The sequence below is a fragment of the Coprococcus sp. AF99-45 genome, from assembly GCF_027663865.1.
Lineage (GTDB): Bacteria > Bacillota > Clostridia > Lachnospirales > Lachnospiraceae > Allocoprococcus > Allocoprococcus comes.
The window spans coordinates 1-25322 of sequence record NZ_JAQDGZ010000026.1 but is presented as its reverse complement, the minus strand read 5'-3'; the positions used below and the strand labels follow the sequence as shown (position 1 = coordinate 25322).

Here is a 25322-nt window from a genome sequence, read left to right as displayed (position 1 = left end):
TTCTCTACTCTGCAATCTGTTATAAACTATATTACGTTTTTCGGTTGCCTTTTGTCAAGTAGTGCGCTTGTACCACAAATTTTTTAAGGAACCAGATTGCTACACCAAAAACAGAAAAGCAGCGGAATCCAAACCGCTGCTTTTCCATTCTTAACTGCTTTGCACTTTTTAATACTTATCACTTTCGTTATGGCAGGACTTTGAGCTGTCATATGCATTACGGTCTGATTCATATGCATTCTTTGCATTCCGGTTAGTCGTATTTTTACCGGATGCATTTTTATTGCCTGAATTTTTATTTGACTGATTCTTGCCGGAAGCATTTTCAGCATACGCATTCTTATTGGATCCATATGAATTTTTGTTTGTACTGTTTTCTGAAGCATTATAATTTTTTGCCATTGATAATTCCTCCTGACATTTTTTTGTACAAACATAGTATCTATCCTTTTCGTATTTTTATACATTTTTATTTTTATCTTGATTTTTAAATCGGTTTATATTATACTTTGTCGTGTAGAGATTTATTTTCTACAACCCCTTATTAATTATTTATACTCCCCTCAAACGCTCGATAGCTCCCCTATCGAGCGTTTAACGTTATATAACAGGCAGATCCTTTTTAAGTACTTGAACCTGCCATATAGAACATATAATCAAAAAGCCGGAGGCATAAGCTTCTTTTCATTGCAGAAGAATCTTATACATCCGGCTTTTTTAATTACCATCGCCTTCTCAGCATTCTGACCAGCAGTATGATCACCAGAAGAGGAATCAGTACCGGTGCGATCAGGCTTACAATCCCACTTATCACCGCAAAGATCACAACGATCACAGCCACAGCCACAAGAATCAGCAGAAGTCTCTTCCACCAGCTGTCCAGGCTCCACACATGGATATTGCTGCTTTCTTCTGTGCTGCTGTTGCCTCTGTAGGTCCTTCCATCCGAATCATAGATCACATCTTCTACACTTTCTTCTCTCTGCGCATCCACGATCGTCTTCGCAAGAATCCACGGATCTCCAAGTTCCGCCAGTACCTCACTCTCCGTTCTTCCTTTTCGGATCTCATCATCAATATACTGGCCGTAGTAGTTCAGATTCTCCTGCAGCACCTGTGGTGTCACACCGGAAGAAAGTTCAATTCTCAGTTTTTCAAGGAACTCTGCTTTCGTCATCTTTCTTTCTCCTCTATTCTCATCATTTCATTGTTTATAATTATATTCTGATGATACCAGGGTCAAAAGGTCAGAAATCCAATGCAAGCTTGCTTGCAAGAGGATCTTTGACCTCTTGACCCGCCAAAAACACGAGTAAGTACCCATTTTTCAAAGAAAAATGAGCGGATTACGAATGTTTTGGAGGATTGCGAGAGTGCAAAGCACGTAGCAATCTGGTATCAAAGGGGGCAAAATACCTTTTGACCCCAACATCATTCTGATACAAAAATGCGCCTGTGATCATTACCCGCAACATCTTCCCTGTATCACAGTGCACATCCCGCCGGAGGCTTTCTATATCCGGAAATAAATTTCCGGATATAGAAAAGAACCTCAGACTTAGAGTAGCATAATTTCTGCTTCTTTCCAAGTCTAAGGTCCTTAAATTTCTATAAGAATTTTATATGTATTTTCTAAACTTCAAATAAAAGATCTCCGTAAGAAGGCATTGGCCATACTTCTTTATCCACGATCATTTCCAGTTCATCTACCGGTGTACGGAGTCCTTCCATAGCCGGAACTACGCTGAAGTGATAGAATTCAGACTGTACTTTTCCTTCTTCTTTTCCTGCTGCTTCTTCTGTGACTGCTTCCAGTTTCTTAAGGGCAGCCTTTGTTTCTGTCAGAAGTCCTGAGATGTCAGCAAGCATTTCAGCCTGTACAGATGCATCTGCTCCGGCTTCTTTTACTGCAAGAACCGTATCTGCAAGCTCTTTTGTATATTTTACAACTGCAGGAATGATCTGTTTTGCAGCAATATCGATCATGGCCTTTGCTTCGATATTGATTGCCTTTGCATAGTTCTCGTATTTGATCTCTGCACGGGATTCCAGTTCTGCCTTGGTAAATACACTAAATTTTCCGAACAGTTCTACCGCTTTGTCAGTTGTCAGTGCCGGGATTGCTTCTACCATGGACTTGATATTCGGAAGTCCTCTCTTTTCTGCTTCAGCTACCCATTCGTCAGAATATCCGTTGCCGTTGAAGATAATTCTCTGATGATCTGTCAGATATTCTTTGATCAGGCTGTGTACAGCTGTATCAAAATCATCTGCTTTTTCCAGGACATCGCATGCCTCTGCAAATGCCTCTGCTACGATTGTATTCAGTACTACGTTTGGTCCTGCAATGGAATCGCGGGAACCTACCATACGGAATTCAAATTTATTTCCGGTAAATGCAAATGGTGAAGTTCGGTTTCTGTCGGTTGCATCCTTTGTAAGATCCGGAAGGGTTGTTACACCTGTTTGCAGCTTTCCACCATTCAGGCTGTGTGTTGCCTCACCTGTACTGAGAAGCTGTTCTACAACGTCCTGAAGCTGTTCTCCAAGGAAGATAGAGATGATTGCCGGCGGTGCTTCGTTTGCTCCAAGTCTGTGGTCATTTCCCGGATCGGCAGCCGATTCACGAAGCAGATCTGCGTGTACATCAACTGCTTTCAGGATACATGCCAGTACCAGAAGGAACTGTACATTTTCATGAGGTGTCTTTCCCGGATCCAGCATATTGATTCCGTCATCTGTTGTGATAGACCAGTTGTTATGCTTACCAGATCCGTTGACTCCTGCAAACGGTTTCTCGTGAAGCAGACATTTCAGTCCATGCTCGCATGCTACCTTTTTCAGTGTCTTCATGATGATCTGGTTGTGATCCACTGCAATATTGGCCTCTGCATAGATCGGTGCAAGTTCGTGCTGTGCAGGTGCCACTTCGTTGTGCTGTGTCTTCGCTGCAACGCCGAGTTTCCATAATTCTTCGTTGACATCTTTCATATAGGAAGCAACCCTCTGACGGATCGTTCCAAAGTAATGATCGTCAAGCTCCTGTCCTTTCGGCGGCATTGCTCCGAAAAGTGTACGTCCTGTGTAAATAAGGTCTTTTCTCTGTAAGAATTTCTTTGCATCAACAAGGAAGTATTCCTGCTCCGGTCCTACAGAAGGTGTTACTTTCTTTGATGTTGTATTTCCGAACAGACGAAGCAGTCTGATGGATTCTTTGTTGATTGCTTCCATAGATCTGAGAAGCGGTGTTTTTTCATCCAGTGCCTCACCTGTGTAAGAGCAGAATGCTGTCGGGATGCAAAGGATCGCTCCGGCTGCATCTTTTCTTACAAATGCCGGTGATGTACAATCCCATGCTGTATATCCTCTTGCTTCAAATGTAGCACGAAGTCCGCCTGACGGGAAAGAAGAAGCATCCGGCTCCCCTTTGATCAGTTCTTTTCCGGAAAAGCTCATCAGAACCTTTCCGCTTGGAAGCGGAGCTGAAATGAAGGAATCATGCTTTTCAGCAGTAACTCCTGTCAGTGGCTGGAACCAGTGTGTATAATGGGTTGCACCTTTTTCGATTGCCCATTCTTTCATCTCATGTGCAATTACATCTGCTGTCTCAAGATCCAGCTCTTTTCCTTCTTCAATTGTCTGTTTTAATTTTTTGTATACTTTTTTCGGAAGTCTCTCCTGCATTACTGCATCGTTAAAAACATCTTCGCCAAAAATTTCTGCCACGCTTAACCATCCACTACTCATAATTACCTTCCTTTCTCTAACGCAAAAAAACGAGGAAGCTCCACTTTGTGGAACTTCCTCGTTCATTGTGATCTCTGTTATTTAAGATATATTTACGATACTCTTTTTTCTTTCAAATTTCAAGACCAATTTTTTAATTTGTGTATATTTTCACAAAACTTCATAAGTTTTCAACTTCTTTTTCAACACTTATACCAGTCACTTCTTAGACCTCGAACAGCAGATCTCCGTAAGAAGGCATCGGCCACATATTCTTGTTGACGATCATTTCCAGTTCATCCACTGGTTTTCTTAAAGCTTCCATTGCCGGTACAACTTTCTGCATGAAGAAGAATGCCTGTTCTTTTCCTTCTGTCTCCGGTACTTCTGCCACAACAGTTTCCAGTGCTCTGAGTGCTTCTTTTGTGTCTTTCAAAAGATCAGCCGACTGTACAAGAAGCTCTTCCTGTACACCTGTATATGCTGCAGCGCTTGCCTGTTTTACCTGGTTGATCGAATTAGCCAGCGAAGTTACATATTGGATCACAGCCGGGATAATATGCTTGCTTGCGATATCGATCATGGAACGTGCTTCAATGTTGATTGCCTTTGAGTATGCCTCATATTTGATCTCTGCACGGGATTCCAGTTCTGCACGGCTGAATACATCGAATTTTTCAAACATTTCAACCGCATTGTCATATGTCAGACATTCAATAGACTCTACCATGGTCTTAATATTCGGAAGTCCTCTTCTTTCGGCTTCCTTCACCCACTCATCAGAATATCCGTTGCCATTGAATACAATTCTCTGATGTTTGGATGCATATTCCTTGATCAGATCATGGACTGCAAGATCAAAATCTTCTGCTTTTTCGAGTACATCGCAGGCATCAGAGAAGGATTCAGCCACGATTGTATTTAATACTACGTTCGGTGCTGCCACCGAGTCTCTGGATCCTACCATACGGAACTCAAATTTATTTCCTGTAAATGCGAATGGTGAAGTACGGTTTCTGTCAGTTGCATCCTTTGCAAAATCCGGGAGCGTACTTACACCGGTATGTAATTTGCCGCCTTTTAAGCTGTGTGCAGCTTCTCCGGTATCAATAAGCTGTGCAAGCACGTCTTCAAGCTGTTCTCCGAGGTATGCGGAAATAATTGCCGGCGGTGCTTCATTTGCTCCAAGTCTGTGATCGTTTCCTACGTCAGAAGCAGATTCACGGAGCAGGTCTGCATGCAGGTCTACTGCACGGAGAATACAGGTCAGAACCAGAAGGAACTGAATATTATCATGAGGTGTCTTTCCCGGATCCAGAATGTTGATCCCATCATCTGTAACCAGTGACCAGTTATTATGCTTTCCGGAACCATTTACACCTTCAAACGGCTTTTCGTGTAACAGGCATTGAAGATTATGGCGATATGCCACTTTCTTCAGCGTCTCCATGATCAGCTGATTATGGTCAACTGCTACGTTGCACTGTGCATAGATCGGCGCAAGCTCATGCTGTCCAGGTGCCACTTCGTTGTGCTGTGTCTTTGCAGCTACACCCATCTTCCAGAGTTCTTCATTGACATCAGTCATAAATGCTGCAATTCTCTCACGGATCGCACCAAAATAATGATCATCCAGTTCCTGTCCCTTCGGAGGATTTGCTCCGAATAATGTACGTCCTGTAAATACAAGATCCTTTCTCTTAAGATATTTTTCTCTGTCTACCAGGAAATATTCCTGCTCAACTCCAACAGATGGTGTAACCTTTTGGGACGTTGTGTTTCCAAAAAGACGCAGAAGACGGATGGATTGTTTGTTGATTGCTTCCATAGAGCGAAGAAGAGGTGTCTTCTGATCCAATGCTTCTCCGGTATAGGAACAAAATGCTGTCGGTATATATAAAATCGATCTTTTCCCATCCGGACTCTTTTTAACAAATGCAGGCGATGTACAATCCCACGCTGTATAACCTCTTGCTTCAAATGTGGAACGCAGTCCTCCTGACGGGAAGGAAGATGCATCCGGTTCTCCTTTGATCAGCTCTTTTCCCGAAAACTCCATCAGGATCTTTCCATCTGACTTCGGTGCTGAAATAAACGAATCATGCTTTTCAGCTGTTGCTCCTGTAAGAGGCTGGAACCAGTGCGAATAGTGAGTGGCACCCTTTTCAATCGCCCACTCTTTCATCTCATGTGCAATAACGTCTGCTGTTGCAGCCTGAAGCTCTTTACCTTCTTCTATCGTCTTTTTCAGCTCTTTGTAAGTCTTCTTCGGAAGTCTTTCCTGCATAACAGCATCATTGAAGACGTTTTCTCCAAATATTTCTGCTACACTAATCCATTCGCTCATCCCATGTACCTCTCTTTTCTACTACTCATTTTCTACTACTCATACAAAACGGTCGTTTTTTGATTCAAATAAAGGAGTCTTGCACTCACGCAAAACTCCTTTTATACCGTTTTCTTCGGACGCCTTTGTCCATGATATTATCAAAAATCAGACTATTCAGCTTTTCCGTCAGAACCGAACAGAATCATTTTCTCTTTTACTTTTTCAACGATTGCATCTGCACCCGGTTTCAGAAGTTTACGTGGATCGTATCCTTTTCCTTCAAGATCCTTTCCTGCTTCAATGTATTTGCGGGTAGCTTCTGCGAATACCAGCTGACATTCTGTATTAACATTGATCTTAGAAACTCCAAGGTCAATTGCTTTCTTAATCATATCATCCGGAATTCCTGTACCTCCGTGAAGTACGAGCGGAAGTTCTCCTGTGAGCTCCTGAACTGCTGCAAGAGTCTCAAAGCTGAGTCCTTTCCAGTTTGCCGGATATTTTCCATGAATGTTACCGATACCTGCTGCAAGGAAATCAACGCCAAGGTCTGCAATCATCTTGCATTCCTTAGGATCTGCGCATTCGCCCATTCCTACAACACCGTCTTCTTCTCCACCGATAGAACCAACTTCTGCTTCGATAGAAAGTCCTTTTCCATGGCAAAGTTTAACAAGTTCTGTAGTCTTCTCAATGTTTTCTTCGATCGGATAATGAGATCCGTCAAACATAACTGATGAGAATCCTGCATCTATACATTTCAGGCAGCCTTCATAGCTACCATGATCAAGATGAAGTGCAACCGGAACCGAAATGTCCATTTCTTTGATCATTCCATTTACCATTCCTACAACTGTTCTGTATCCAGCCATGTACTTTCCTGCGCCTTCAGACACACCAAGAATAACCGGTGATCTTAATTCCTCAGCTGCAGTCAGAACTGCTTTGGTCCATTCAAGATCGTTGATATTAAACTGTCCTACTGCATAATGACCTGCTTTTGCTTTTTTTAACATCTCTGTTGCTGAAACTAACATTTTGTATTCCTCCACTTCTCTGTTAAAGGCTTTTATAGGCTGACCCCCAGGGGAATCGAACCCCTGATTCGACCGTGAGAGGGTCGCGTCTTGACCGCTTGACCAGGGGGCCAGATGTATGTTCATTAGCTGTCTGGCTAACTCACTTGCTTAGTATAACGTACTTCTTTTCATTTGACAAGACCTTTTTTTATTTTTTTACTGTTCCTCTTCCGGAACTACGATTTTAAGCGCCTGTTTCGCGTTCTTGATGCAGACACTGTCGTGTTCCCCACCGAACTCTCCATCCAGCGTCCATGGGATCTCTTCCACTGATTCAAAATGGATCTCACCTGTCTTAAATGAATAAATGTGCTTCGTATTGATCTGGCTGCTCAGAAGCGCCCCAATGATCTCCTGAAGCGCGAGCGGGTTCTTCGGTGTCCGGATCAGGGTAACCTCAAATTCTCCGTCATCAAAAACCACATTCTTCCCGATCATATTACGGAAACCGCCAACAGATCTGGAATTCGTCACCATACCATAAATAAATTCGTCCTCAATCGTTTCTCCGTCATGTGTCACTTTTAATTTATATGACGGGATATCAAAAATTCTGGTTGCTCCTTCCAGCACATATGCCAGATGTCCCAGAACATTCTTCATTTCCTGCTTTGTCTCATAAGATACATCCGTGAAGAGTCCGAATGCTGCAATGTACACGAACACATCTCCGTTAAACCGTCCGATATCACAGGGAAATTCTTTTCCCCCTGCAGCTGTACTTGCCGCCTGGAGAAGATTCTTCGGGATATGGAGACTGCTCGCAAAGTCGTTGGTCGTTCCTGTCGGGATGTAACCGACCGGAATCTTTTTTTCTCTCTTCATCATTCCGGTTACGACCTCATCAAGTGTTCCGTCACCACCACTGCAGATCACACGGTCATACTCCTCTGTAAATGTCTTTACTTTATAATAAGCGTCTTTATATTTCTGCGTCGGATATACAACCACTTCATATCCTGCTTTTACAATAATGTCAATAATATCAGAAAGCTTCGGTTTTAAAAGTCCCTTTCCTGCATTCGGATTATAAATAAACAATGCTTTTTTCATACGTCCGTCCTCCTGTTATCTGTTCTTTTCTCTATACGGGCTGTCCCCACAGCTCCTTACGGATACATGCATTATAGCATAAAGAGCCTGCTTTCGGCAGACTCTTCAAAGTTTTATGCAATTATCTGTTCTTAACGTTCACAAGAAACCTTTCGATACCAGCTGCTGCTTCCTTTTCATCTGTTCCGTTCGCAACAACGGTGATTTCCTCTCCCGGCATCAGTGTCAGACTCATCATCCCCATAATGCTCTTTGCATTGACTTGCTTCTGGTCAACTTCGATATATACCGAACTTGAATACTGACTAGCTTCCTGAACAAGAAGTGCAATCGGTCTGGCGTCTAATCCCTCGGACAATTGAATCTTAACAGGTTTTTTGATCATAATGTTCCTCCTTGCTTAGCCCTTATCTCTTCCGCCATTTCACTTAACTTGCGCAATCTGTGGTTCACTCCGGACTTGCCTACCGGATTTTGCAGAAGTGCGCCTAACTCTTTTAAAGATGCCTCCGGATATGTAAGTCTTGTAAGGGCCATGTCCTTCAATCCTTCCGGCAGCTTATCGAGTCCTTTTGTTTCCTCAATATACCTTATATCGTCAATCTGCTTTACAGCAGCGGAAACCGTTTTATTGATATTCGCAGTCTCGCAGTTCACTTTTCGATTCACCGTATTCCTCATATCTTTCAATATACGGATATTCTCCAACTCCATCAGTGACTGATGTGCCTCCATCACATTCAGCACATCCACGATCTGAGCTCCTTCTTTCAGATAAACCACAAATGATTTCTTCCTTGATACAATCTTTGCGTCCAGAGCAAAACATCTCATTATCTTCTGAATCTGCTGCGCTTTTCCCATCGACGCACAGACAATTTCAAAATGATAGGACTTCTCCGGGTCGCTCATGGATCCCGATGCAAGAAAAACGCCACGCAGGAAAGACCGCTTACAGCAAGTCTCCTGAATCACGACATTCTTTACTACAGAAAGCTCTTCTTCCACGTCTCCATAAGGATTGAGCAGTTTTGCCGCCTGAAGCACCCTGATAGCATCTTCGTGTTTTTTTACAACTATATAATAGTAGCTGCTGCCTTTTTCCCGGTTCACCCGAATAGCGATATCAACCACTATATTAAACGTTCTTCTCAATAAAGTAAAGCTTTTTCTTGCAACTGCCAGATTTTCCGTATGAATCTTAAGTGCTGCATGACCTCTGCTGTCGATCATGACAGCCCCGCACATGCTGATGATCGCTGCAAGTTCTGCAATCTGGCAATGTCTTGCAGGACTTAGCTGACGCGATATTTCTTCTTTAATATTTCCAGAAAAAGACATACTATCACCTATTTTGCTTTCGTAATTGCATCTTTCTCGATATCACGATGCTCTTTTCTTACACCGTACTCTTTCTCTGCCACAGACAGCCGTTCATACAACTCATTGGCAAGTGTCACGGAGCGGTGTTTTCCGCCGGTACATCCGATTGCGATCACAAGCTGGTTCTTTCCTTCTGCAACATAGTTCGGAATCAGGAACTCAACCATGTCGACCAGCTTCTTCAGGAATTCTTTTGAAATATCGTTATTCATCACGTAATCCCTGACCGGCTTGTCATTGCCACTCTGCGGGCGAAGTTCATCAATATAATACGGATTCGGAAGGAATCTGACATCAAATACCAGGTCTGCATCACTCGGAATTCCATATTTAAATCCGAAAGATAACACAGTAATGTACAAATTCTTGTATTCTTTATTCTCGGCAAAAATACGGTTCAGTTCACTGCGCAGCTCCCTGGTCAGCATCCGGCTTGTATCCAGGATATAATCTGCCCTTTCTTTTAAAAAGGCAATTTTCTTACGTTCTTTGGCAATCCCGTTCTCAATTCTGCCGCCCTTTGAGAGTGGGTGGTTCCTTCTTGTCTCTTTATATCTTTTCACCAGTGTATCATCATTCGATTCAAGGAAAAGAATCTCCAGTGGTATCTTGGCTTTTTCAAGTTCGTCCAGAACCTGGTCCAGTGCACGTAGATTCTGTCCACTGCGAATATCAAGTCCCAGAGCGATTTTCGTGATCTCACCATTTGGAACGATCAAAAGTTCTGTCAGTTTTGTCATTAAAGGAATCGGCATATTATCCACACAGAAATATCCCATGTCTTCCATCATTTTCAAAGTTGTACTTTTCCCTGCTCCGGACATTCCCGTTACAATTACGAATCTCATCCCTAAAATTCTCCTATTTGTTTCACTTCCGGTTCCATCGTAACACCGGTATCTTCTTTCACTTTCGCTGTTACCTGCCGGATCAGCTCCATCACATCAGCCGCCGTCGCATTTCCTTTATTGATCACAAATCCACTGTGCTTTTCAGAGACCTGTGCTCCACCTACTGTAAATCCTTTCAGACCACTGTCCTGGATCAGTTTTCCTGCAAAATATCCTTCCGGACGCTTAAAGGTGCTGCCTGCACTCGGATACTCCAGCGGCTGCTTCGATACCCGCTTCTGACGGAGGTCATCCATCTGCGCTTTTATTTCTTCTTTTTTGCCTTCTGTAAGCGAAATCACGGCACCCAAAACGATATATCTTTTCTCCGGGATAATGCTTGTACGGTATCCGAGTCCCAGTTTTTCTGCCGGAAGCTCCATGATCTCGCCCTCTTCTGTCATAACCCTGACACTCGTCAGTACATCCTTCATCTCTCCGCCATACGCGCCGGCGTTCATCACAACCGCTCCGCCAAGCGTTCCCGGAATACCTGCTGCGAACTCAAATCCGGTCAGTGCTGCATCAAGTGCTGCATTTGCAATCTGCGCAAGCGAACATCCTGCCTGCGCCGTGATCTGATTTCCTTCTACCTGAAATGTTCCCATACTCTTATAAAGCTGGATAATCGCTCCTCTGAAGCCTTTGTCTCCAACCAGAAGGTTGCTTCCATTTCCTACTATATATATAGGTATCGAAAATTCCCGGCACACCCGAATTGTCTCTGCCAGTTCCTTTTCATTCGATGGCATGATAAAATAATCTGCCGGACCACCGATCCGGAAGGTTGTATGCTTCTTCATCGGTTCATCCTTCTGTATTTTGGCTGCATCGACCACATTATACAAACATGTCTCAAAATTCTGTTCCATTCTCTTCTCCTAGTATCTATAAATATTCTATGCCATTCTTCTTTTTTTATTTAACAGGAAATTGCCATTGGACCTCCCGCCAAATAGAAGTTACTACGTGCCAAAGCACGTTTTAATATCATCCTCATATGACGTAAGTGTCAAAAATAAATTTTGGCACTTACATCATATGATACACCAAAAAATATGCAAGTTCAACGCGCTCTTGCAAAATTAAGTGAAATGCGATATAGTAAGGCATAACATAGAAATTTTATCAATATTTTCAAAAAGGAGTGATTTTTAACTGTGGACTCGAGTGTCTCGCAAATACTTATTTTGCTAGTCCTGCTGCTCTTATCCGGCATATTTTCGTCAGCCGAGACAGCACTTACAACCTACAACAAAATCCGGATGCGTGCCCTTGCAGACGAGGGTAACAAGCGTGCCAGCACCGTACTTGCCGTAACTGAGAATTCAGGTAAAATGCTTAGCGCGATCCTCATCGGCAACAACATTGTTAATACTGCGGTAGCTTCCCTTGCCACCACAATCGCATACCGCCTTGGTGGAACCGCCGTCGCGATCGCAAGTGGGCTTATGACGCTTCTCATCATCCTTTTCGGAGAGATTACTCCGAAGACGATGGCAACCATTCATGCTGAGAAGATGTCTCTTTTCTACGCACCGGTTATCAATATTTTCATGAAGATCATGACTCCGTTTATCTTCATTGTAAACGGTCTCTCCACCGGTCTTCTGATGCTTCTTCGCATCGATCCGAATGCCAAAGACAATACCATGACCGAAGCTGAACTCCGAAGTGTGGTAAATGTCAGCCATCAGGACGGCGTGATCGAATCAGATGAAAAAGAGATGATCTACAATGTGTTTGATCTCGGTGATGCCATTGCCAAAGACGTCATGGTTCCCCGTGTCAACGTAACTTTTGCTGATATTGACAGCAGTTACGACGAACTGATCGACCTGTTCCGGGAAGACAAATTCACCCGTCTTCCGGTTTACCAGGAGACAAAAGATAATGTTGTCGGAACGATCAATATGAAAGATCTTCTTCTTTATGACAGTAAGAAAAGTGAGTTCCAGATTAAAGACATTCTCCGTGAAGCCTACTTCACTTATGAATACAAGAGCATTTCCGAGCTTCTTGTTGAAATGCGCCAGGCCTCTTTCAATATCGCAATTGTCTTGGATGAATACGGTGAAACATCCGGTCTGATCACCCTGGAAGATATCCTTGAAGAGATTGTTGGCGAAATCCACGATGAATATGATGAGAATGAAGAAGAAAATATCAAAGCGGTAGGCAAACACGAATATATTATTGAAGGTTCTACCAATCTTGACGATCTCAATGATTCCCTGGATCTGAATCTGGAATCGGAAGATTATGATTCTCTCGGAGGCTTTATCATCGAAAAGCTGGATCGTCTTCCAAAAGCCGGTGACTCTGTTTCCACCGAAGACGGAATCCGTATGGTCGTAGAAAAGCTCGATAAAAACCGGATTGAGACAGTTCATCTGTATCTTCCGGAGAGTTACCGCGAACATACGTCTGACTCGTTGGAAACTGACGACTAAGCAGACCTCCCGGGAAGAAATCCTGACAGATTTTTTCTTTATATTTTGCAGGATATACAATAATTTCAGGGCAGCCCAAAGTGGACTGCCTTTTTCTTTTTCGGATTTCGTTATTTTTTAAACAATTTTTTTAAGAAATATTGGTTTTTTATTGATTTTATTGCGTAATTATGTATAATTATGGTAAATGGGTAAAGAATTTTACTTCATCAGATGATAAAATCTGCGCTCACAGCTTTTATCATTTAACCATTTAACTAGAATTAGGAGAAAGAGGTTAATTGCAATGGCAGAAATCAATTTAAGCAAGTATGGTATTACTGGAACAACAGAAATCGTGCACAACCCTTCTTACGAATTACTGTTTGAAGAAGAAACAAAAGCAGGTCTTGAGGGATTTGAAAAAGGTCAGGTCAGCGAACTTGGTGCTGTGAACGTAATGACAGGTGTATACACCGGACGTTCCCCTAAAGACAAATTCATCGTAGTTGATGAAAACTCTAAAGACACTGTATGGTGGACTTCAGACGAATATAAGAATGACAACCATCCGGCTTCACAGGAAGCATGGGAAGCTGTAAAGGAGATCGCCAAGAAAGAACTTTCTAACAAGAAACTTTATGTTGTAGATGCATTCTGCGGCGCTAACAAAGATACACGTATGGCAATCCGTTTCATCGTTGAAGTTGCTTGGCAGGCTCATTTTGTAACAAACATGTTCATCAAACCAACAGCTGAAGAACTTGAGAACTTCGAACCAGACTTTGTAGTATACAACGCTTCTAAAGCAAAAGTTGAAAACTACAAAGAACTTGGACTTAACTCTGAAACAGCTGTTTTATTCAATATCACAAGCAAAGAACAGGTTATCGTTAATACATGGTACGGCGGAGAGATGAAGAAAGGTATGTTCTCTATGATGAACTACTACCTCCCACTTAAGGGAATCGCTGCTATGCACTGCTCAGCAAACACTGATCTGAACGGCGAAAACACAGCTATCTTCTTCGGTCTTTCAGGAACAGGTAAAACTACACTTTCTACAGACCCGAAGCGTCTCCTCATCGGTGATGACGAACACGGCTGGGATGACAACGGAGTATTCAACTTTGAAGGTGGATGCTACGCTAAGGTTATCAACCTTGACAAAGAATCTGAACCAGATATCTACAACGCAATCAGACGTGACGCTCTTCTTGAGAACGTAACTCTTGATGCTGAAGGAAAAATTGATTTTGCTGATAAGAGTGTAACAGAAAATACACGTGTATCTTATCCGATTAACCACATTGAAAATATTGTACGTCCGGTTTCTTCTGCACCGGCAGCTAAGAATGTAATCTTCCTGTCTGCAGACGCTTTCGGAGTACTTCCACCGGTATCTGTACTGACGCCGGAACAGACACAGTACTACTTCCTGTCTGGATTCACAGCTAAGCTTGCCGGTACAGAACGTGGAATCACAGAACCGACACCAACATTCTCTGCTTGCTTCGGACAGGCATTCCTTGAACTGCATCCGACAAAATATGCAGAAGAACTTGTTAAGAAGATGGAAAAGAGCGGAGCAAAAGCTTACCTCGTTAACACAGGATGGAACGGAACAGGAAAACGTATCTCTATTAAAGATACTCGTGGTATCATCGATGCAATCCTGAACGGAGACATCTTAAATGCACCGACCAAGAAAATTCCTTACTTCAACTTCGAAGTACCTACAGAACTTCCGGGCGTTGATTCAGGAATCCTTGATCCTCGTGACACATATGCTGATGCTTCTGAATGGGAAGAAAAAGCTAAGGATCTTGCTGCAAGATTCGTTAAGAACTTCGCTAAATACGAAGGAAATGCTGCTGGTAAAGCACTTGTATCTGCTGGACCGCAGGCTTAAATGCAAAATTAGAAGATGGATGTGGGAGAGTTTCTCCTGCATCCATTTTTTGTGTATACGATGAGCCAAGTGCAGATTTGTGCTTGCACAAGGATCTGCATTTGGCGAATGTACATCATCGGGCGGTCAAGCGAGATGGTGTACAAAGTATACCAATCAAGTAGGCGTCAGCTTACTCGATTGTGCGAAGGGACGAGGGAGAGGCTGCAATAACCTCATCTGCTTCGTTGCACTGACCACTCCGATGAGCCTCTTAGGACGAAAATTGTGTCAGCAATGGCTTCCACAATTTTTGAGTCTCATCTCCGTAGTGCAAAATGTCAGCAGACGAGATTATTGCAGCCTCTCCCTCTGGTTTTTCAAGACAAAACAGAATGGAATGATTTATGAGAAACAGAACCCACAGCCATCTTCGGGCTGTGGGTTCTGTTGACTGTTGAAGTTTGTTGGTTGCAGATATTCTTTTCGTACTTTTAGAATATGACGATAGTGTAATATCAACTACATGTATTTATGTAAAATAGTTTTTTTCTGCAGTATATTTCTACTTCTCTTCCGGGGGAAGTTCTTCACCGGCTAGTTTTAAGATGTTGCTGATCTCATCTTCGGTGATGCCGGCGAATTCTTCCAGCTCGTCTACGCTGACTTTTCGGCCGAGTTCATCGGAAAGTTTTTTGATCTGTTCATCAAGGTCGTTGACTTTTTCTACCATGCGGTTATCTTGTTTTTTAGTCTCTTCCTGAGATTCAAGAAGTGCCTGCATGCTTTCTTTTGCCATGCTTAAAAGGGCTTCGGTATCATCTGCATGGTCTTCCATGGCGAGCATGAGTCCCATGTTGCCTTCCTGGACGAGATCTCCGATGTAGATATCTGCCCTGTGCATCTCTTTTGCCATGGTAAGGATTGCCGGTAGGAGTTCTTTTAATGGATCCCCATCTCTTAATCCTTTCAGATCCTGCTCGTAAAGGTTTAAATAATTCTGTTCTTCCTGGGTATATCGGATCGGTTCTTCGGTGTTTTCTGCATTTTTGATCGAACCACCGGCTTTGACGTAGCCTTTTACGATTACTTTCTTGGAAAGAAGATAATCAAATACAAGCTCCATCTGTTCTGCTGATAAATTGTCTTCTGCGAAGTAAGCTTCGACTGTGGCTTTGTCTGTGATGTTATTCTGGCTTTCACACAGGGTAAGGATCCCTGCAAGTTTTTCACGAAATTCTAATCTTTCTGCCATATTTTGATTCTCCCGATTCTATAATATATGAATATATTTTTCTTGTTCTTCCGGTCAAGAAAGACAAGAAACGTAATCAACAAACTAATGATTGCTTTCCTGTAGCATATCGCTACAAATCTATCATAACATTATATTTCCTACCTGACAATTTATTTTTCTGCAATCTGGTATCAAGAGCAACTAAATGCTTTTTGTCTGATTGTTTTGTTCGATATATTCAGCTATTTTTTCTAAGAGATATGTGCCGCCTGCTATGATTGTGATACCTCCGATGATTCCGATGATAAATGGTGCCATAACTGTCATTCCTTCCGTTTTTGTTTATGTGGGTTTCTTTTGACAGTTTTATTGTATTAAATCTACGGGTGCAGAACTATCATGGTTGATTTAAATGTTTGTTAAATCAGCACGCAGCATATTTTTCTTAATCGATTTCTCATTTTCACTTTTCAGGATATCCGACATATATTATATAAAGTTCATTTTTTGAGGTATATCTATGCCTGTATCTATCATGCTCGATGCCGGTCACGGAGGACGTGATCCGGGAGCTGTGTATAATGGTCGCCAGGAAAAGGATGATGTACTGAAGCTGGTGCTTGCGATCGGAGAAATTTTACAAAACAGCGGAATTGATGTGGAATACACACGGACAACGGATATTTATGAGACACCTTTCCAGAAAGCAACAGAGGCAAATGAAGCCGGTGTTGATTTCTTCATATCGATCCACCGGAATTCCAGTCCTCTTGCCAATCAGTACATGGGCGTGGAAAGCCTGATCTATAACCTTTCCGGCATCAAATATGAGATGGCGGAAAATATCAATGCACAGTTGGAGACAGTTGGGTTCAAGGATCTCGGAGTAAAGGCGCGCCCAAATCTGGTTGTCCTTCGCCGTACAAAAATGCCGGCGATTCTGGTCGAAGTCGGTTTTATCAATTCCGATTCTGACAACACTCTTTTCGATAAGAACTTCAATGATATTGCGCAGGCAATTGCAGATGGAATCCTGGATACGCTGGAAGAAAAAGGGCTCTGGAAACCAGAAGGCGCAAGAAACAGTTCGACCGCATCGGAATCCGGAAGGACTTCTTCTGACGCAGATACTTCTGATTCCGTTTCTCCTGCTGACGTTTCTGCAAAATCAGATGTTGGTACCCTGACAAATTCAGGCTCAGTCCCTGATTCTCCTTGTACGTCAGACTCTGCTCACATGAATCCGTCTGATGAAAATACAGACTCCGAATTTCCTAATTCTTCTCCATCTGTAACCTACAGTGTGCAGGTCGGTGCATTCCGAAATCCGGCGTATGCCAGACGGCTTCTTAATGAACTGACCGAAATGGATTTCCCTGCCCGGATTGATGACAGCAGCCAGTATGACCGGGTTCTGGTCGGTCAGTTCGATGTATTGAATGATGCTGCCATGATGGAACGAAGACTAAAACAGAGCGGATATCCAACTGTGATCGTGAGTTTTTCTGAAGAAGTCTGAATCTTTTTACTCGTTATTCTCAAAAAAGTTTTGAGTATAAAATAATATTTTCATGTCTTATCCCGGACACCAAAGATATTCCATTCAAAACGAAATTTTTCGAGATTGCTTTCAATAACAACGGGTTTTATACTTATATACCAAACACAAAAAACAAAGGAGGAAAATGATATGTCACCGAGAAACACAGCGAAAGCGGATATTGTCCTGAAAAATTTCTGGAAAGACAATGCGCATTTCGCAGATTTGTTCAATGCAGTCTTGTTTGACGGGGAACAAAAGCTGCACCCGGAAGATCTCAGGGAAGCTGATGTAGATCTTTCATCTGTCCTGAAATTCAACGGACATATAGAAACAATCCAGCGGCTGAGAGATGTCGTAAAAAAGACAGCCTATGGAATGGATTTTGTGATCTGGGGTATTGAAAACCAACAGAAAATCCACTATGCAATGCCACTAAGACATATGATAGAGGATGCACTTTCATACTTAAAAGAGTATAATGAAATTGCAAAAAAGAATCTGGATGAAAAGACCACAAATACAAAAGATGAATTTCTATCCAGATTCAAAAAAACAGACCGGCTGCATCCTGTAATCACTCTGTGCATTTATTACGGAGAAAAGGAATGGGACGGGGCAACCAGTTTGAAAGAAATGCTGGAACTGCCAGACTATCTTGAGAATCTTGTGCCCGATTATAAGATGAACCTATTACAGCTCAGAAACAGCGAAAATCTAAAATTCAAAAATAAAGATGTCCAGACAATATTTGATGTAAGCCGGTTGATTTATGGCAAAAATTATGGCAAAATTACAAGTATCTACAAAGATCAAAATCTTACAAATGAGTTAGGAATTGTAATTGGCGCAATCACCGGCTCGCAGGAACTGATAAACTATGCAGCGTCAGAAAAAGAAGGAGGTCAATTTAATATGTGTACAGCTTTAGATGAATTAATAGAATCCGGAAAAGAAAAACTGCTTACCGAAATGGTTGAAAAAAAACTTGCCAAAAATAAAACTCCAGACACGATAGCAGATGAACTGGAAACAGATATTTCCATAATCAATAACATTATCGAGAAAATTGAAAAAAGTGCATAATCAGCACATTATGGTTATTTTATCCATTACACCGTGTAAGTAATGAAAAATCTCATTTTCTAAAAAAGATCCTGTATAAAACCACTGCCTAAACAAGCTTTGATTTTAGCAGGATCTTTTTATCATCTCACAAAAACACACTTATATTTCTATCTCATCACTTATCTTGGCATCCCCTTCTCCTCATCCGCAACATACTCAAAGAAATCAAAGTCTGCATATTGTTTATGTAACACTCTGTCTGCACAGGTCATTCCCACAAATGTTCCTGTAAATTCTCCGTATTTGCAGTATTCATCTGAGAATTTCGTTGTGTCAAATGGTCCACCGATCTTCACATACTGTTCTCCGTCATAGCTCCACTCGAACCATGATTTTCTTCCATCAATATTCAATCTCAGATAGATCGGCACATCCGCTACCGGGATTCTGGTATTCAGCAGCTCTGTCTTAGTTCCATTCTCCAAGTGGATAATAGAAAGTGCACTCTGTCCCAGTGTCTGGCTGTAATATTTGCGGAGATTGATGTAATTCATGTTGTCATAATACATGATCAGTCCGGCGCTGTGCTGATGGGTTTCCGGCTTGAATTCCATCTTGGTCGTCACTTTCGCATATACGCTGGTCAATTTTCTTGCAAGGATGCTGACTTTATTCAGAGAGGTTCTGGATTCCTGTCCTCGGATTCTCACATACCCAGGACGGACCTTCACATCTGCAAATCTCTGTGGCATGATTCTTGGGGCATAATACCAGTTTCCAAGTTCATCTCCGTCGAAATCGTCAAAATCAGGAATCTGCGGTACCGGATATTCCGGGAGCTTGCTTTCTTCTACATATTCTTTTGCAAGATTATCATCGTCATACATGCGAAGCCATCCTTCTTCTGTCCATTTCATCTTCTGGATCGCAGTTTCTCGCCCGAGAGTACAACGAAGTTCCGGTGCAAATGGTCTGGCACAAAGATGTACCAGATAAACCTCTCCAAGTGGCGTTTCCACATAACTTCCGTGACCGGATTTCTGTAATACGCTCTCCGGATTATAGTACTTTGGTTTCAGATGATCCGGATCCTGTCTTTCGTAGGATACTCCCGGAACACTTGTCACGATTGGATTTGTCGGATCTCCCTCGTATGGTCCCCATACATTTTTTGCACGTCCCATGGTTACACAATGATTATATCCAGTTCCACCTTCCGCACACATAATATAATAATATCCATTTCTCTTGGTCAGATGTGGTGCTTCGATACAGCCGCGGTCGGTTCCTCCGTTCCAGATACGTTTCGGATAACCGATCACTTCCTTTTTCTCCGGTGAATATTCTACCATACAAATCGCACCCGGTTTTTCATAGCCTTCACGGGTTTCCCACTCCAGGGATACAACCCATTTTCTGCCATCATCGTCATGAAGCATGGAGGCATCAAATCCTGCTGAATGCAGATATACCGGCTTGCTCCATGGTCCTCGAATATCCTTTGCTGTAATCACAAAGTTGTCCACATCAAAATATCGCGCGTTCATGGAATTCATCACTCCATAAACCACATAGAACAGATCCTCCTGTTCACAATATGTCAGACAAGGTGCCCAGATTCCTTTTGCCGACGGAAGCTTTTTAAGATCCACTTCTTCGTCATCTGTCAGTACGTGTGTATATAGTTCCCAGTTTTTCATATCTTTTGAATGATAGACCGGAATTCCCGGCATCCATTCAAATGTTGATACTGCTATATAATAATCGTCCCCTTTTCTGCAAATACACGGGTCCGGATTGAAACCTTTAAAAATCGGATTATGAATCATGATCGTTCCTCCTATATGATCAAATGCCGGGATTTTTTGCCCCAACATCTAAATTATCATTTTATTTTTCCACTACACTCTCGGAAACCAGCCAAAATCTACACATCTTCCAAGATCCCAGCTGTCCCAACCGATCCATCCTTTATCATTGATCGTATCGGTCAATAGCTTATAACTCCAATAAAAATATCCGCTTCCTGTGTTCCATGCTTCAAGCTGCGCCTCAGCCACTGCCTGATAGATTTTCTTCTTCTCTTCTGCACTTACTGCACTTTCCACGTCTCCCTCCAAACCATTTAACACAGACTGTCCGCCTTTTGTATCCCAGCCACATGCCAGAGAGTTAAACAGACACCATTCTCCGCAGATAACCGGGAAATATTCTTCCATTTCCTGAATATCTTTTTGGTAAACCTCTTTAATATATTTTACATAGCCTTCAACTGTCTGTTCACAATTGTCCATCTCGGCCATCATCAAATACTGATGGGTGTCCAGAACTACATTTTTATATTTTTCTTCCTGCATGTAGCCCTTCCATTCCTTTATTGCAAATCCGTCATGGATGACTACATACTTTTCTTCCGGCATATATTCGCGAATCCTGTCATATGCATCCTTGTAAAACTCTTTGAGAAATGCAAAGGTTACCGGTGCAGATCCTTCTGCCATCTCAGGATCAAACGCAGGATATCTTTCCTGCATATTCATACTGTCCCACATATTTTCTGTAAGCGGTTCATTAATTACTTCTATTCCCCATAAGCCTTTTCTGTTTCCATAGCGTTTTGCCAGACGTTCCAGTACAGAAAGAATAAATTCCACTTCTTCCGGATGCTGTGCCCATTTGCATACACCACAGATTCCGCCGTTATCAAATCCGTTCTGTCCAAGGGGTGCCGTGTGCAGATCGATCAAAATCTGCAGTCCGTATGCTTCTGCCCAGTTAAATGCCTTATCCAGTTCTTCCACACATCCGATAAAAGGTTCTCTGTCTCCAAATATAAAGTACGGAACCGGAATACGGACTGCTTCCATTCCCATAGACTTGATTGTCACAAAATCACGTTCTGTAATGTATTCCGCGCGGTGGATCTTTATTCTTGCCTCATACACTTCTTTTGACAGCTGTCTCGGCAGATAATATTCATCTTCTGCAGTTGTCCCTGCAAATAATGCCGGGCTCATCCATTTTTCTAATACCAGCCAGTTTCCAAGATTGACTCCTTTGACTTTCATTCATCTTACCTCTCTTATCCGTTTATTCGTAAAGACATCTGCCTGCACAAATGCCTTTATCCTTCCTGTTTCTTATTTAGTCTGACGCGCCTTCAGATCTGCAATAATCTGTGGGAATTCTTTATCAAGCTTCCAGAATTTCATAATCAAAAGACCACATGCATAGACAGCAATCGGAATCCATACGAAGCAGACTTCGATTGAAAGGAGTGCGGATGCACTCTGAACAGCTGCGTCTCCTACATATCCGCCAATCTCCAGGATCATTCCAAGAAGTGCAGAACCAATACCATTTCCAATCTTATATCCAAAACTGCATGCACTGTTTACCAGTCCCTCAGTACGATACCCCGTCTTCCATTCACCATAATCAATCGTATCCGAAACCATAGCCCACATGGTTGCACCACCACACGCATTACCGATTCCACGGATAACACTGGAGACCACGATTCCTGCCATAGAGCCACCCGCGAAATTCAGAAGCAGCATTCCGATAATATCAAGTACCAGACCGATTGCAAATACATTTTTCTTACCAAGACGTTTTACCAGCATTGCAATGAAGAACATTGCAAGAATCTGTACTACATTGAAAATTCCGTTGATCGTAGATACCAGATTTCTGTCACCTAAAATATCTTTTGCATAATAAACGGTTGCTCCTCCATTTACAGAATACATTAAGAAAAATAATGCAAGCATGCCTGTCATCATGATCCAGTATTTATTTTTAAATAATGCTTTGAGACCTTCTTTAAACGGAACATCTTCCACTTTTCCGTCTTCCCCTGCCGATGCCGGTTTTACACGTTCTTTTGTTCCAAAGAAATTGATAAGGAAAGCTGCCACCGCTACCAGACCGAATACACAGAATGTTTTTGTCCATGCAGAAGCATCATTTCCGAATTTTTCTACTAACGGCAAGGTAAATGTGTTGATAATCAGCGTTCCAGCTGTGGCCAGTAAGTTTCTGAAAATACTTAATACCGATCTTTCATATGGATCCTGTGTCATTAGCGCGTTCAATGCAGAATATGGTACATTGATTGCTGTATAGATGACAGTGGATACCAGATTATACGTAATAAAGACATAAACTAATTTCGGTGTTGCCGCCCAGCTTGTCGGTACAGAAAAAAGTAAAATCCCTGAAATTGCAAATGGGATACACATACGAAGAAGCCATGGTCTTGCTTTACCGAATCTTGATTTTGTACGATCCACGATCACACCCATGATAATATCGCTGATACCATCGAAAATTCTCGACACCATCATGATGGTTCCAACAGCCAGTGCACTTACTTTTGCATAGTCTGTATAATAAAACAGTAAGAAAGCCGACATCGCCGTATAAATAATATTGCATCCAAAATCCCCACATCCGTAGGAAAATCTTTCCACCACCTTTGAAAAGGTTAATTTGCTCTTTGATTCCATCGTTTCATTCCTCTTTCATCATATCTTTTTCATCTGTTTTGTTCTTTGCGCACTGAACAGCCTTTTGTTTACGCTATTATAGTATCATATCCCATCTGGTGTGAATAGGTCTTATCCTCTGCAAAACATAGGTCGATATTCTCTTTTTATTTCTCTGAAAATATGTTAAACTTGGATATAGTAAAATAAGTATTTTCTAAAACAAACAGGAAGGAAGAACAAATATGTCATCAACGCATTCTCCTCATCTGCTTTTCAGTCCCAAAAAGAAAAGCAACAACAACGAAAACAATCATTCCTTCTCTTATGAAGTCATCTCTACTTTAGAATCAACGGGTGTCCATTTTCGAACCTCTATTGATCCCGGAAGCTATGTTCCGGCTCATTTACATCATGCAATAGAGATCATTTATCTATTAGAAGGAAATCTGACTGTCATCATGGAATCTTCTGTTCGTGAGTATCATGCCGGGGAGTGTATCCTGATCAATTCGGATATTATTCATTCTACAAAGTGTACCTCTCCGAACAAAGCAATTCTCTTTCAGATACCACTCTCCTTTCTTTCTCTGTATCTCCCGGATGCCGACCAGCTGGTATTCAATCTGGAAAACCCGGAAGAAAGTGCTGTCCGCCGTACAAAACTCGATATCTTCAAAGAGACGCTGGTTCAGATGCAGATTGCAAATGATATCCGTCCGGAAGGCTTTATCTTGCGTTTCAACAGTCTGCTCTTTGAAATTCTTTTCCAGCTATATCATAATTTCAGTATCCGTGTTGTTCATGGAAATCAGACACAGAGAGATAAAGACCGCGCAAGACTTGACACGATCTTAAACTACATCCGTCAAAACTATAAACAACATATCAGTATTGAGGAAATTGCAAATGTTGCCTATTTGCAATCCGGCTATTTTTGCCGTTTCTTTAAAAAATGTATGGGAATTACCTTTCTGGAATATCAGAACGAATTAAGACTTTCTTATATTTACCAGGATATTCTTTCGACTGATGATTCCATCAAAGATATTTTGGAGCGCCATGGATTTACAAATTATAAATTATTCCGCCGAATGTTCTTTGAACATTTCGAGATGACACCTACCGAGGTCAGGAAAAACAGAAATGCTACTTAATCAAAACAAAAAGAACAGAAAAGATTCTCAGATACCAAAATCTTTTCTGTTCTTTTTTGTATATTATAAAGGATAGATTAGTACCTCCTCGGAGGTCATGTATTCCCCTTAATAAAAGGGCTTATTTCATTATGGGCGAATGCTCTTTGCCAGTTTTTTCGCTTCTTTTGTCAGATTACAGATTTTCTCGAATTCGCCGTTTTTGATCAGATCTGCTTTTACCATCCAGCTTCCGCCGCAGCAGATGATCTTGTCAAATCCCAGATAATCTTTCAGATTCTGTGTTCCGATTCCACCTGTCGGCATAAAACGAAGCTGATTGTATGGTGCTGCCATTGCTTTGATCATAGCCACTCCACCTGCAGGTTCTGCCGGGAAGAATTTAACTACTTTCAGTCCTCTTTTTACTGCCTGTGCCACTTCGGATGGTGTCACACATCCCGGGAAGATCGGAATTTCTTTTTCCAGACAGTAATTTACGATTTCAGTATCAAATCCAGGACTTACGATGAATTTTGCTCCTTCCTTAACAGCAGCATTTCTCATAAAATCCGTTTTCCTTGAGTTCCTCTAAGTTTTCTCCAAGCCTGTAAACGAACCTGTCTATCAGTTCCTTGATAGAAAACGCGCTGAAGGAAAACCATACCTTGTTTACATGACCGCTGGTACCAATAAATTCTTACGAATCTACTATGGCAAGGTTAAGGAGTGCTTACACAACTTAGAGCAATCTCAAATCGAAGGGTCTTAAATATCAAACGATTATCACCTCCGTTAAGCTAGCCGTTTTGGGTAGCCTATTTCTTGTGCCTATTTTTCAACTCTTAAATTTCTTCAAAAAGTACTTGACTTTTTATTAGTAGGTTTTCCTGCCGAAAATATAAAAACCACAGAAAAGATACATTAATCCTTATTTGTGTCATTTCTCGGGGCGAAAATCGGGGTAAATATCCCTTTCTAAGCCTTTCAAAAAAGCACATAAGTTATTTGTACTAACCTGTGATTATGTATTGAATTATGAGTTTTGGGTAACAAAAAACACCGTAT

Annotated in this window: 19 protein-coding genes, 1 tRNA gene and 2 pseudogenes; 6 read left to right on the top strand and 16 right to left on the bottom strand. The window is 41.9% G+C overall.

What is annotated here, in order from left to right; all coding sequences use genetic code 11:
- Positions 1-168 precede the first annotated feature (168 nt).
- From PGR14_RS14130 to murB, 11 genes are all read right to left on the bottom strand, one after another.
- Positions 169-402 carry a hypothetical protein gene (locus tag PGR14_RS14130; RefSeq protein ID WP_022219969.1) on the bottom strand — a complete coding sequence of 78 codons (234 nt, stop codon included), beginning with the start codon at positions 400-402 and terminating at the stop codon, positions 169-171.
- A gap of 319 nt (positions 403-721) precedes the next feature.
- Positions 722-1177: a DUF1700 domain-containing protein gene (locus tag PGR14_RS14125; protein WP_055156286.1), complete on the bottom strand. Its 456-nt coding sequence runs from the start codon at positions 1175-1177 to the stop codon at positions 722-724.
- A 455-nt stretch (positions 1178-1632) separates the two neighbouring features.
- The gene (locus tag PGR14_RS14120; protein WP_173686526.1) at positions 1633-3747 is read right to left on the bottom strand and encodes a glutamine synthetase III family protein; all 2115 of its coding nucleotides are present in this window, start codon (positions 3745-3747) and stop codon (positions 1633-1635) included.
- Positions 3748-3952: 205 nt separating this feature from the next.
- Positions 3953-6073, bottom strand: coding sequence for a glutamine synthetase III family protein (locus tag PGR14_RS14115; protein ID WP_022219973.1), 2121 nt, complete (start codon positions 6071-6073; stop codon positions 3953-3955).
- A 152-nt stretch (positions 6074-6225) separates the two neighbouring features.
- On the bottom strand, positions 6226-7092 hold the full coding sequence (fba, locus tag PGR14_RS14110; RefSeq protein WP_022219974.1) for a class II fructose-1,6-bisphosphate aldolase: 867 nt from the start codon (positions 7090-7092) through the stop codon (positions 6226-6228).
- A 40-nt stretch (positions 7093-7132) separates the two neighbouring features.
- Positions 7133-7204: transfer RNA gene (locus tag PGR14_RS14105), tRNA-Glu, on the bottom strand.
- Positions 7205-7290: 86 nt separating this feature from the next.
- Positions 7291-8187: a diacylglycerol/lipid kinase family protein gene (locus PGR14_RS14100; protein ID WP_022219975.1), complete on the bottom strand. Its 897-nt coding sequence runs from the start codon at positions 8185-8187 to the stop codon at positions 7291-7293.
- A 121-nt stretch (positions 8188-8308) separates the two neighbouring features.
- A complete protein-coding gene (locus PGR14_RS14095; protein ID WP_008372676.1) occupies positions 8309-8572 on the bottom strand; it encodes an HPr family phosphocarrier protein in 264 nt (87 codons plus the stop codon).
- Positions 8569-9528, bottom strand: a complete 960-nt coding sequence (gene whiA, locus PGR14_RS14090; protein WP_022219976.1) for a DNA-binding protein WhiA — start codon at positions 9526-9528, stop codon at positions 8569-8571. The genes PGR14_RS14095 and whiA overlap by 4 nt, the downstream gene beginning before the upstream one ends.
- An 8-nt stretch (positions 9529-9536) precedes the next feature.
- Positions 9537-10418 carry an RNase adapter RapZ gene (gene rapZ / locus PGR14_RS14085; RefSeq protein WP_022219977.1) on the bottom strand — a complete coding sequence of 294 codons (882 nt, stop codon included), beginning with the start codon at positions 10416-10418 and terminating at the stop codon, positions 9537-9539.
- Between the two features lie 2 nt (positions 10419-10420).
- A complete protein-coding gene (gene murB / locus PGR14_RS14080) occupies positions 10421-11332 on the bottom strand; it encodes a UDP-N-acetylmuramate dehydrogenase (protein ID WP_008372669.1) in 912 nt (303 codons plus the stop codon).
- A gap of 288 nt (positions 11333-11620) precedes the next feature.
- Between murB and PGR14_RS14075 the strand changes: the two genes are divergently transcribed.
- Positions 11621-12913, top strand: coding sequence for an HlyC/CorC family transporter (locus tag PGR14_RS14075; protein ID WP_270223614.1), 1293 nt, complete (start codon positions 11621-11623; stop codon positions 12911-12913).
- Positions 12914-13199: 286 nt separating this feature from the next.
- Positions 13200-14804 carry a phosphoenolpyruvate carboxykinase (ATP) gene (gene pckA, locus PGR14_RS14070; RefSeq protein WP_008372665.1) on the top strand — a complete coding sequence of 535 codons (1605 nt, stop codon included), beginning with the start codon at positions 13200-13202 and terminating at the stop codon, positions 14802-14804.
- 544 nt (positions 14805-15348) lie between these two features.
- Here pckA and PGR14_RS14065 read toward each other — a convergent pair.
- A complete protein-coding gene (locus PGR14_RS14065) occupies positions 15349-16038 on the bottom strand; it encodes a hypothetical protein (protein ID WP_022220390.1) in 690 nt (229 codons plus the stop codon).
- Between the two features lie 502 nt (positions 16039-16540).
- On the opposite strand from PGR14_RS14065, the gene PGR14_RS16415 reads away from it, so the two are divergent.
- Positions 16541-17539 carry an N-acetylmuramoyl-L-alanine amidase gene (locus PGR14_RS16415; RefSeq protein ID WP_173692428.1) on the top strand — a complete coding sequence of 333 codons (999 nt, stop codon included), beginning with the start codon at positions 16541-16543 and terminating at the stop codon, positions 17537-17539.
- Between the two features lie 171 nt (positions 17540-17710).
- Positions 17711-18646: an Rpn family recombination-promoting nuclease/putative transposase gene (locus tag PGR14_RS14055; RefSeq protein ID WP_173692427.1), complete on the top strand. Its 936-nt coding sequence runs from the start codon at positions 17711-17713 to the stop codon at positions 18644-18646.
- Between the two features lie 161 nt (positions 18647-18807).
- On the opposite strand, the gene PGR14_RS14050 is transcribed toward PGR14_RS14055, so the two are convergent.
- From PGR14_RS14050 to PGR14_RS14040, 3 genes are all read right to left on the bottom strand, one after another.
- Complete coding sequence (locus PGR14_RS14050) at positions 18808-20457, bottom strand: glycoside hydrolase family 43 protein (RefSeq protein WP_055249476.1); 1650 nt, start codon at positions 20455-20457, stop codon at positions 18808-18810.
- A gap of 72 nt (positions 20458-20529) precedes the next feature.
- Complete coding sequence (locus PGR14_RS14045) at positions 20530-21696, bottom strand: glycoside hydrolase family 5 protein (protein WP_055249474.1); 1167 nt, start codon at positions 21694-21696, stop codon at positions 20530-20532.
- 72 nt (positions 21697-21768) lie between these two features.
- Positions 21769-23139 carry an MFS transporter gene (locus tag PGR14_RS14040; RefSeq protein ID WP_055249472.1) on the bottom strand — a complete coding sequence of 457 codons (1371 nt, stop codon included), beginning with the start codon at positions 23137-23139 and terminating at the stop codon, positions 21769-21771.
- Between the two features lie 224 nt (positions 23140-23363).
- Here PGR14_RS14040 and PGR14_RS14035 point away from each other — a divergent pair, with 224 nt between their 5' ends.
- A complete protein-coding gene (locus PGR14_RS14035) occupies positions 23364-24275 on the top strand; it encodes a helix-turn-helix transcriptional regulator (RefSeq protein WP_055249470.1) in 912 nt (303 codons plus the stop codon).
- A 129-nt stretch (positions 24276-24404) separates the two neighbouring features.
- Here PGR14_RS14035 and eda read toward each other — a convergent pair.
- Positions 24405-24809, bottom strand: a pseudogene (gene eda / locus PGR14_RS14030) (bifunctional 4-hydroxy-2-oxoglutarate aldolase/2-dehydro-3-deoxy-phosphogluconate aldolase); the annotation flags it as partial.
- A 52-nt stretch (positions 24810-24861) separates the two neighbouring features.
- Between eda and PGR14_RS16285 the strand changes: the two are divergent.
- A pseudogene (locus PGR14_RS16285) lies at positions 24862-25026 on the top strand (IS110 family transposase); the annotation flags it as partial.
- Between the last annotated feature and the right edge of the window lie 296 nt (positions 25027-25322).

What these genes read in the sequence shown, in the direction of transcription:
- PGR14_RS14130 (WP_022219969.1), bottom strand. Translation starts at nt 402, where the DNA reads ATGGCAAAAAATTATAATGCTTCAGAAAACAGTACAAACAAAAATTCA.
- PGR14_RS14125 (WP_055156286.1), bottom strand. Translation starts at nt 1,177, where the DNA reads ATGACGAAAGCAGAGTTCCTTGAAAAACTGAGAATTGAACTTTCTTCC.
- PGR14_RS14120 (WP_173686526.1), bottom strand. Translation starts at nt 3,747, where the DNA reads ATGAGTAGTGGATGGTTAAGCGTGGCAGAAATTTTTGGCGAAGATGTT.
- PGR14_RS14115 (WP_022219973.1), bottom strand. Translation starts at nt 6,073, where the DNA reads ATGAGCGAATGGATTAGTGTAGCAGAAATATTTGGAGAAAACGTCTTC.
- fba (WP_022219974.1), bottom strand. Translation starts at nt 7,092, where the DNA reads ATGTTAGTTTCAGCAACAGAGATGTTAAAAAAAGCAAAAGCAGGTCAT.
- PGR14_RS14100 (WP_022219975.1), bottom strand. Translation starts at nt 8,187, where the DNA reads ATGAAAAAAGCATTGTTTATTTATAATCCGAATGCAGGAAAGGGACTT.
- PGR14_RS14095 (WP_008372676.1), bottom strand. Translation starts at nt 8,572, where the DNA reads ATGATCAAAAAACCTGTTAAGATTCAATTGTCCGAGGGATTAGACGCC.
- whiA (WP_022219976.1), bottom strand. Translation starts at nt 9,528, where the DNA reads ATGTCTTTTTCTGGAAATATTAAAGAAGAAATATCGCGTCAGCTAAGT.
- rapZ (WP_022219977.1), bottom strand. Translation starts at nt 10,418, where the DNA reads ATGAGATTCGTAATTGTAACGGGAATGTCCGGAGCAGGGAAAAGTACA.
- murB (WP_008372669.1), bottom strand. Translation starts at nt 11,332, where the DNA reads ATGGAACAGAATTTTGAGACATGTTTGTATAATGTGGTCGATGCAGCC.
- pckA (WP_008372665.1), top strand. Translation starts at nt 13,200, where the DNA reads ATGGCAGAAATCAATTTAAGCAAGTATGGTATTACTGGAACAACAGAA.
- PGR14_RS14065 (WP_022220390.1), bottom strand. Translation starts at nt 16,038, where the DNA reads ATGGCAGAAAGATTAGAATTTCGTGAAAAACTTGCAGGGATCCTTACC.
- PGR14_RS16415 (WP_173692428.1), top strand. Translation starts at nt 16,541, where the DNA reads ATGCCTGTATCTATCATGCTCGATGCCGGTCACGGAGGACGTGATCCG.
- PGR14_RS14055 (WP_173692427.1), top strand. Translation starts at nt 17,711, where the DNA reads ATGTCACCGAGAAACACAGCGAAAGCGGATATTGTCCTGAAAAATTTC.
- PGR14_RS14050 (WP_055249476.1), bottom strand. Translation starts at nt 20,457, where the DNA reads ATGATTCATAATCCGATTTTTAAAGGTTTCAATCCGGACCCGTGTATT.
- PGR14_RS14045 (WP_055249474.1), bottom strand. Translation starts at nt 21,696, where the DNA reads ATGAAAGTCAAAGGAGTCAATCTTGGAAACTGGCTGGTATTAGAAAAA.
- PGR14_RS14040 (WP_055249472.1), bottom strand. Translation starts at nt 23,139, where the DNA reads ATGGAATCAAAGAGCAAATTAACCTTTTCAAAGGTGGTGGAAAGATTT.
- PGR14_RS14035 (WP_055249470.1), top strand. Translation starts at nt 23,364, where the DNA reads ATGTCATCAACGCATTCTCCTCATCTGCTTTTCAGTCCCAAAAAGAAA.